The sequence below is a fragment of the Streptomyces sp. NPDC085866 genome (genome assembly GCF_044541035.1).
Taxonomy (GTDB): domain Bacteria; phylum Actinomycetota; class Actinomycetes; order Streptomycetales; family Streptomycetaceae; genus Streptomyces.
This window is the reverse complement of the sequence record NZ_JBITSQ010000034.1, coordinates 25766-33472: the sequence shown is the minus strand read 5'-3', so window position 1 is coordinate 33472 and position 7707 is coordinate 25766. Positions and strand designations below refer to the sequence as shown.

The window sequence follows — 7707 nt, the reverse complement described above, 5'->3', positions numbered from 1 at the left end:
CTCCACACCTACAACCACCACCGCTGCCACACCGCACTGGACGGCAAGCCACCCATCAGCCGCGTCAACAACGTCCCGGGTCAATACACCTAGCCCTCGAGGAACTCCGTGTCCTCGCCCTCTTCCTCCAGGGCCTGGCGGACCACGCGGAGGGCCATGCCCTCGGGGTAGCCCTTGCGGGCGAGCATGCCTGCGAGGCGCCGGAGCCGCTTGTCGCGGTCGAGGCCACGGGTGGCCCGCAGCTTGCGGGCGACCAGCTCGCGGGCGGTCGCCTCCTCCTGCTCCGAGTCGAGCTGGCCGACGGCCTCGTCGATCAGCGCGGAGTCGACGCCCTTGGTGCGCAGTTCCTGGGCGAGTGCGCGGCGGGCGAGCCCCCGGCCATGGTGCCGGGACTCCACCCAGGCGTCCGCGAACGCGCTGTCGTCGATGAGCCCGACCTCCTCGAACCGGGACAGCACCTCCTCGGCCACGTCCTCGGGGATCTCCCGCTTGCGCAGGGCGTCCGCGAGCTGCTTGCGGGTGCGCGGGGTCCCGGTGAGCAGGCGCAGACAGATCGCCCGCGCCCGCTCAGCCGGGTCCCCTGAAGACTCCCCCCGCTCGGCCCTCGACGAGGTGGGGGTGCCTTCGTCCTCACCGGGCGGCTCCCCGAAGCCGCCCCGCCGACGGCCACGGCCGCGCCCCCGACCGCCCCGTGACCCGGCCCCGCAGTGCTCTCCGTCGCCGTACCCGTCGTCACCGGTCGTGGCGGAGCCCGAGTCGCCGCCGCTGCCCCTCCCCCGTGGGGTGCCAGGGGTGGCGTACTCGTACTCGGCCCAGTCGGTTCGTCGTGTCACGGGTCAGCTCTTGGCAGTGGCGGCCTTGGGCTTGGTGGCCTTGGTGGGCGCCGCCTTGGTGTCGTCCCCGGCCGCGGTGGTCACCGCCGCGTCCGCGCCCGGCTCGGCGGAGGGCTCCTCCGGCCGGACACCCACGCCCAGCTTCTCCTTGATCTTCTTCTCGATCTCGTTGGCCAGGTCCGGGTTGTCCTTGAGGAAGTTGCGCGCGTTCTCCTTGCCCTGGCCGAGCTGGTCGCCCTCGTACGTGTACCAGGCGCCGGCCTTGCGGACGAAGCCGTGCTCGACGCCCATGTCGATCAGGCCGCCCTCGCGGCTGATGCCCTGGCCGTAGAGGATGTCGAACTCGGCCTGCTTGAAGGGCGGGGCGACCTTGTTCTTGACGACCTTGCAGCGGGTGCGGTTGCCGACCGCCTCCGTGCCGTCCTTCAGGGTCTCGATACGGCGGATGTCGATACGCACCGAGGCGTAGAACTTCAGCGCCCGGCCACCGGTCGTGGTCTCCGGGGAGCCGAACATCACGCCGATCTTCTCGCGCAGCTGGTTGATGAAGATCGCGGTGGTCTTGGACTGGTTGAGCGCACTGGTGATCTTCCGCAGGGCCTGGCTCATCAGTCGGGCCTGCAGACCGACGTGGCTGTCACCCATCTCGCCCTCGATCTCCGCACGCGGGACGAGCGCGGCGACGGAGTCGATGACGATCAGGTCGAGGGCTCCGGAGCGGACGAGCATGTCCACGATCTCCAGGGCCTGCTCACCGTTGTCGGGCTGGGAGAGGATCAGGTTGTCGATGTCGACACCGAGCTTGCGCGCGTACTCGGGGTCGAGGGCGTGCTCGGCGTCCACGAAGGCGACCTGGCCGCCCGCCTTCTGGGCGTTGGCCACGGCGTGCAGGGTCAGGGTCGTCTTACCGGAGGACTCCGGGCCGTAGATCTCGACGACACGGCCGCGTGGCAGACCACCGACGCCGAGCGCGACGTCGAGTGCGGTCGAGCCGGTCGGGATGACCTCGATGGGCTCCTTCGACCGCTCGCCCATGCGCATGACCGCGCCCTTGCCGAATTGCCGTTCAATCTGTGCGAGCGCGGCGTCGAGCGCCTTCTCGCGGTCGGTTCCTGCCATGGGTTCCACCCGGTTTGCTTGAGTCGATCGCTTCACGTCAAAGACGCTAACGCCTGCCACTGACAATGCGCCCCGACGTCGGCCCGGCCTGTGGATAACAAGGGGACATCTCAACACGAAACATGTCTAAATCCCCGCCTGGAGCCTCGCCTGAGCTTCCATGAGAATGGATGTTCGATTTTCGTGTCAAGCGCACCCCACGGTGACCGCAGCCCCCTTCCGCGCCGCGGCGCACGCCGCTACTCCCGGCGTCGTAGAGCGGGTGACTTCGGCCGGACGACGACCGCACGGCGCGCTCCCGCAAGCCTGGGGCCATGAAGAATCCGCGCCCCGCCGAGCGCCTGTGTCACGCGACCGGTCTGCTCCTCGTCCTCTCCGGTCTCGCCCACCTGGTGGTGTTCGCGGTCGACGGCGGCCCCTGGGACGGTCCCGTCTCCTGGCGCAAGCCCGTCACGTTCGGGCTCTCCTTCGGAGTGACGCTGATCGCGATCACCTGGGTCACGTCGTACCTGCGCATCGGGGCGCGGCTGCGCACCGTCCTGCTCGTCGTCTTCGCCGCGGACTGCGTGGTGGAGGTCGGCGACATCACCCTTCAGGCGTGGCGCCGGGTGCCCTCGCACCTGAACATGGAGACCCCCTTCGACACCGCGGTGTCCATGACGCTCGCGGTGGGCGGCGGTCTCCTGGTGGCGCTGCTCACCGTCTTCGCCGTCGCGTCCTTCCGGCACCGGCCGACGGGCCCCGCCGGCATGCCGCTCGCGGTGCGCTCGGGGTTCGCGATCCTGCTCGTGGCGCTGGCCTCGGGCGCGGCGATGATCGCGCGCGGGGTCGTGCTCACCCGGACCGGCCACCAGGAGGCCGCATATCACTCGACGGCCCCGCTCAAGCCGCTGCACGGAGTGAGCCTGCACGCCGTCCTGGTCCTGCCGCTGCTGGCCCGGCTGCTGTCCCGCACGTCCTGGAGCGAGCGCGCGCGGTGGCACGTCGTGGCCACCGCGGTGGGCTGTTACGCGGTGGCCGTCGCAGCCGCCGGGGTGAGGGCGGTCCTGACGTACTGACCACGGCCCCGGGCAGAGGCTCCTACGAGGACTCCTCCGCGCTGGGCCGCCGTTCCCACAGCTGTCGTATGCGGGTGCGCCCCCCTGGGCGGCCGGGCCGCCGCGTGCGGTGTCCGTGCACCCGGGGATCGTCCGTGACGGCGTACCGCTTCACGTACGCGCCCAGGAAGGCCTGCAGCGTGGCGACCGCCGGGATGGCGATCAGCGCGCCGACCGCGCCCAGCAGCGCGGTGCCCGCGATCACCGAGCCGAAGGCGACGGCCGGGTGGATGTCGACGGTCTTGGCGGTCAGCTTGGGCTGCAGCATGTAGTTCTCGAACTGCTGGTAGATCACGACGAAGATCAGCACCCACACCGCGTACCAGGGGTTCACGGTGAACGCGATCAGCATCGGCAGCGCACCCGCGAGGTAGGTGCCGATGGTCGGGATGAACTGCGAGACGAGACCCACCCAGACACCGAGCACGGGTGCGTACGGCACGCCCAGGGCCTGGAACAGGATGTAGTGCGCTATCCCGGAGATGAGCGCCATCAGACCGCGCGAGTAGAGGTAGCCGCCCGTCTTGTCGACGGCGATCTCCCAGGCCCGCAGCACCTCCGCCTGGCGCGCGGGTGGCAGGACGGAGCAGAGCGCGCGGCGCAGCCGGGGGCCGTCGGCGGCGAAGTAGAACGAGAACAGCGTGACCGTCAGCAGCTGGAAGAGGCCGCCGAGCACCTGGGCGGACACGTCGAGCACTCCGGCCGCGCTGTTCTGCGCATACTTGCGCAGCCAGTCGGAGTGCAGCAGGCCCTCCTGTACGTCCACGCGCCTCAGGTCCGTGTGGAACGTCTCGTTGATCCAGTTGATGACCGAGTCCAGGTAGCCGGGGAAGCCCTCGACCATCTTGATGATCTGGCCGGCCAGCATCGAGCCGAGCAACGTGATGAAGCCGGCGGTGACGATCACCAGGCCGAGGAAGACCAGGAAGGTGGCGAGTCCCCTGCGCATGCCGCGGGCGGCCATCCAGCTCACCGCGGGCTCGATGGCGAGGGCCAGGAAGAACGCGATCAATATGTTGATCAACAGCCCGGTCAGCTGGTGGAAGGCCCAGCTGCCCAGCTGGAAGGAGGCTATGAGCGCGAGCGCGAGCACCATGGCGCGCGGCAGCCAGCGCGGCATGCGGCCGCCCGGCGCGGCGGCGTCGGCCGGCGGCCGGTCGGGCGTCGTCGTAGCGGTCGGGGATGCTGCGGGCCGGTCGACCGGCGCGGTCTCGTCAGTGGGTGCCACGGGCCAAGTCTCGCCCACGCCGCCGACAACCCGATGGCCGCCCGGGGGGTTCGTGCCCGGTCAGCGCTGCTCCCCGGGCACGTTCATGACCGAGCAGACCACGCGCCACACGTCCTTGGCATCCCAGCCGGCGTCCAGCGCCTCGTGCACCGTGCGTCCGCCCAGGTCCGACATCACATGATCGCGCGCGAACGTGTCGGCGTACCCCGGACCGAAGTGTTCCGCCATCCGCTGCCAGAAGACCGTCAACCGCATGCCTCCAGTATCCCGCCCCTGGGGGTGGGGCCCGCCCGGGACCGCTTGCCGAGACCGCTTTCCGCCCTACGGTCTGTCGCATGGCCGAAACAGGAGCTTCCTCCCTGCCCCCCACGCCCCCGGCGCGCTCCCCGCTCTTCCGCGCCGAACAGTTCGTCTGGCTCACCGCGCGCGTGCTGGAGCAGCGGCTCTTCGCGTACCACTTCCTGAACGGCGCCGCCGATCCGGTGGAGGCGGCGCTGGACGCCTACCGCAACGAGGACGGCGGGTACGGTCACGCGCTGGAACCCGATCTGCGCGGTCCGGTGAGCCAGCCCCTGCACACCGGTCACGCGTTGCGCGTCCTGGACGCCGTCGGGCGCTGCGGCGGGCAGCGGGTGGAGCGGGTGTGCCGCTATCTGACCTCCGTCTCCACCGCGGACGGTGCCCTGCCGGCGATCCATCCCGGCCAGCGCGGTTACCCGGTGGCCCCGTTCGTCCCGGTCGTGGACGACCCACCCAGCGAACTGCTCGCCACCGGTCCCGTGGTCGGGCTGCTGCACCGCAACGAGGTCTGGCACGCCTGGCTGTTCCGCGCCACCGACTTCTGCTGGCAGGCCGTGGAGTCCCTGGAGAAGTCCCACCCCTACGAGGTGGAGGCCGCCGTGGCCTTCCTGGACTCCGCCCCCGACCGCCCGCGCGCGGAGGCCGCCGCCGACCGTCTCGGCCGCCTGGTGCGCGAGCAGCGGCTGGCGGCCCTGGACCCGGATCGTCTCGACGCCTTCCCGGTCGCTCCCGGCTACGCCCCGGGCGAGCACCACTTCCCGCACGACTTCGCGAAGAGCCCGCAATCGCTCGCGCGCGCGTGGTTCACGGACGAGGAGATGGCACGCTCCCTGGACCACCTCGCAGCCGAGCAGCAGGAGGAGGACGGCGGCTGGCCCGTCCGCTGGCACCACTGGGCACCGGCTCCCACGCTGGAGGCACGCCCCATGGTGACCATCGAGGCACTGCACACCCTCAGGGCGTACGGCCGCTTCGTGGGCTGAGCCCGTCTGACCCCGGGCTGAACCCCGGCTGACCCGGGCTGACCTAGGTGAGCCCAAAGGCCCGCTGCCACCGGCCGCGCTCACCCACCGATCGCCCGCACCCCCGCCGTCACCACCACGGCCGCCGCGACAACCAGCAGGAACGGGGCGCGCAGCACCAGCGCCACGGCGGCCGCACCGAGTCCGGCGGCCCTTGCGTCCAGCACGAGCGCGTGCCCGTCGGCGAACGTCTGCTGGGCCGTGAGCGCGGCGAGGAGGGCGACGGGCAGCAGGGCGGCGAGCCGCCGGACGAACGGCCGCTCCAGGACGTCTGCGGGGACGAGCAGTCCGGCGAGTTTGACGGCGTAGCAGCCGAGAGCGGTCGCACCGATCGCGATCCACGTGTTCATCGGACCTCCTCCGATCCGTCCGGCACGTGCTGTCCGGCCGACGCATCCTGCCCGTCCTGTCCGTCCGACACGGCCTGCCCGTCCGGCGCGTCCGACGCGTTCTGTCGGGTACGACCGCTGCGCCGGCCCTCGGCGAACAGCACGGCCGGTGCCGCCAGGGCGGCCACCAGGACCGGTACGCCGGCCGGCAGGACGGGCAGCAGTCCGAGGCCCAGCAGGATCGCGAGGCCCGCGGCCATGCGCTCGGTGGACGTCTTCAGCATCGGGGCGAGCAGGGCCAGGAAGACCGCCGGGCCGGCCGCGTCCAGGCCCCACGCGTCGCTGTCCCCGATGGCCTTCGCGCCCACCGCGCCGAGCAGCGTGGTGAGGTTCCACAGCAGGTAGAGACTGAGCCCGGTGACGGTGAACCCGATCCGGGCGGCGCGCCGGGTCGGCTGGGCCAGGGTCACCGCCGTGGTCTCGTCGATCACCCACTGGGCGGCGAGCGGCCGCACCGCGCGCCGGAGGGCCAGCAGCTGCGACAGCCGCAGCCCGTAGAAGGCGTTGCGCACGCCCAGGAAGAACGCGCCGGCGGCGGCCGTCAACGGGTTGCCGCCGGCGGCGAGCGCGCCCACCAGGGCGAACTGGGAGGCGCCGGTGAACACCAGGAGGCTGAGCGCGCAGGTCTGCAGGAGTCCGAGTCCGCTGCCGACCGAGGTCACCCCGAAGGCGACCCCGGACAGCCCGACGGCGACGCCGACCCCCAGGGCGTCCCGTACGACGGCGGAGTCGGGCTTTTCCGTGCCGTCGGCGGCCATGTCCGCGAGTGCTGTCTGTTGTGCCACGCCCCGGACGGTACGGGCGACCGTCAGCCCAGGTCTTGTACGTTCTTGCGCTCGCGCTGGTAGGCGCCCGGGGGGACGCCGACGATCCGGGTGAAGTGCCGGTTGAGGTGCGGCTGGTCGGTGAAGCCGACGGCGACGGCCGCCTCGGCGGGCGCCGTTCCCGCGTCCAGCAACAGCCGGGCACGCCGCACCCGGGCGTCGGTCAGCCAGGTGTGCGGCGGCATGCCGTAGGCGTCGCGGAACGCCCGCAGCAGGGCGAACGGGCTGGTTCCGAGGTCGGTGGCGAGGCGTTCCAGAGTCGGCGGCGCGGCCATCCGCTCCTCCAGCACGGCACGCGCGCGTGCCGCGGTCCGCGCTCCGGCGGTCCGTGTCCGCCGCTGCGGCAGCGGCCCGCCGTTGAGCTGCAGCAGTCTGGTCACGGCCACGCGCAGCAGGGTGTCCGCGGCCAGCGCGTTGCCCTCGTCGGCAGCGCGGAGCACCTGATGGACCAGGCGGACGGCGTACGGATCGTCGAGGACCGGGCTGACGAAGCCGGGTGTGCCGCGGATCGTGGCGCTCTCGGCCGCGATCGCGGCCACCACCTCGGGCGACGGGTAGACCGCACCGTACCGCCAGCCCTCGGGAACGCCGGCCCGGCCCGTGTGCGGGGTGTCCGGATTGACCAGTGCGAGGGCGCCGGCGCCGGCGGACACGTCGGAGCCGCGGTGGTGGAAGACCTCGACGCCGTCGGCGATGGCCGCGATCACGAAGTTCTCGTGGGTGTGCCGGACGAAGGTCTTGCGAATGTAGTGGGCCCGCAGCAGGTCGACGCCGGGCAGCTCTTCGTACCGCCAGTGCCGCGCCCGCTCCGGTGAACCCGCCATACGACCATTGTCCGTCCCGCCCGCCGACCGCCCGCGTCGGCCCACTCCTGCCTGTTCTCCGCAGGTCAGCA

At 71.9% G+C, this 7707-nt stretch carries 9 protein-coding genes; 2 read left to right on the top strand and 7 right to left on the bottom strand.

What is annotated here, in order from left to right:
- Window positions 1-89: 89 nt before the first annotated feature.
- Together recX and recA are read right to left on the bottom strand one after the other, a co-directional pair.
- Complete coding sequence (gene recX / locus ACIF83_RS45520) at window positions 90-833, bottom strand: recombination regulator RecX (protein ID WP_399736508.1); 744 nt, start codon at window positions 831-833, stop codon at window positions 90-92.
- A 3-nt stretch (window positions 834-836) separates the two neighbouring features.
- Complete coding sequence (recA, locus tag ACIF83_RS45515) at window positions 837-1952, bottom strand: recombinase RecA (RefSeq protein WP_393480852.1); 1116 nt, start codon at window positions 1950-1952, stop codon at window positions 837-839.
- Between the two features lie 314 nt (window positions 1953-2266).
- Here recA and ACIF83_RS45510 point away from each other — a divergent pair, with 314 nt between their 5' ends.
- A complete protein-coding gene (locus ACIF83_RS45510; RefSeq protein WP_399736505.1) occupies window positions 2267-3010 on the top strand; it encodes a hypothetical protein in 744 nt (247 codons plus the stop codon).
- A 22-nt stretch (window positions 3011-3032) separates the two neighbouring features.
- On the opposite strand, the gene ACIF83_RS45505 is transcribed toward ACIF83_RS45510, so the two are convergent.
- Together ACIF83_RS45505 and ACIF83_RS45500 are read right to left on the bottom strand one after the other, a co-directional pair.
- The gene (locus ACIF83_RS45505) at window positions 3033-4277 is read right to left on the bottom strand and encodes an AI-2E family transporter (RefSeq protein ID WP_398141322.1); all 1245 of its coding nucleotides are present in this window, start codon (window positions 4275-4277) and stop codon (window positions 3033-3035) included.
- A 60-nt stretch (window positions 4278-4337) separates the two neighbouring features.
- Window positions 4338-4532 (bottom strand): DUF3046 domain-containing protein, encoded by a 195-nt coding sequence (locus tag ACIF83_RS45500; protein WP_389169451.1) that lies wholly within the window; start codon window positions 4530-4532, stop codon window positions 4338-4340.
- An 80-nt stretch (window positions 4533-4612) separates the two neighbouring features.
- Between ACIF83_RS45500 and ACIF83_RS45495 the strand changes: the two genes are divergently transcribed.
- Window positions 4613-5560, top strand: a complete 948-nt coding sequence (locus ACIF83_RS45495) for a hypothetical protein (RefSeq protein ID WP_393480845.1) — start codon at window positions 4613-4615, stop codon at window positions 5558-5560.
- Window positions 5561-5640: 80 nt separating this feature from the next.
- Here the strand turns inward: ACIF83_RS45495 and ACIF83_RS45490 are convergent, their stop codons facing one another.
- Genes ACIF83_RS45490 through ACIF83_RS45480 form a run of 3 tightly spaced genes read right to left on the bottom strand, consistent with a single transcriptional unit; the run spans window position 5641 to window position 7636 of the window.
- The gene (locus ACIF83_RS45490; RefSeq protein WP_393480843.1) at window positions 5641-5949 is read right to left on the bottom strand and encodes an AzlD domain-containing protein; all 309 of its coding nucleotides are present in this window, start codon (window positions 5947-5949) and stop codon (window positions 5641-5643) included.
- Entirely contained in the window at window positions 5946-6773 is an 828-nt protein-coding gene (locus tag ACIF83_RS45485) for an AzlC family ABC transporter permease (protein WP_399736499.1), read from the bottom strand. The genes ACIF83_RS45490 and ACIF83_RS45485 overlap by 4 nt, the downstream gene beginning before the upstream one ends.
- Before the next feature lie 23 nt (window positions 6774-6796).
- Window positions 6797-7636 (bottom strand): AraC family transcriptional regulator, encoded by an 840-nt coding sequence (locus tag ACIF83_RS45480; RefSeq protein ID WP_393480838.1) that lies wholly within the window; start codon window positions 7634-7636, stop codon window positions 6797-6799.
- Window positions 7637-7707 lie beyond the last annotated feature (71 nt).

Coding starts and splice junctions, on each gene's coding strand:
- ACIF83_RS45510 (WP_399736505.1), top strand. CDS start 2,267: ATGAAGAATCCGCGCCCCGCCGAGCGCCTGTGTCACGCGACCGGTCTG.
- ACIF83_RS45480 (WP_393480838.1), bottom strand. CDS start 7,636: ATGGCGGGTTCACCGGAGCGGGCGCGGCACTGGCGGTACGAAGAGCTG.
- recA (WP_393480852.1), bottom strand. CDS start 1,952: ATGGCAGGAACCGACCGCGAGAAGGCGCTCGACGCCGCGCTCGCACAG.
- ACIF83_RS45500 (WP_389169451.1), bottom strand. CDS start 4,532: ATGCGGTTGACGGTCTTCTGGCAGCGGATGGCGGAACACTTCGGTCCG.
- ACIF83_RS45490 (WP_393480843.1), bottom strand. CDS start 5,949: ATGAACACGTGGATCGCGATCGGTGCGACCGCTCTCGGCTGCTACGCC.
- ACIF83_RS45495 (WP_393480845.1), top strand. CDS start 4,613: ATGGCCGAAACAGGAGCTTCCTCCCTGCCCCCCACGCCCCCGGCGCGC.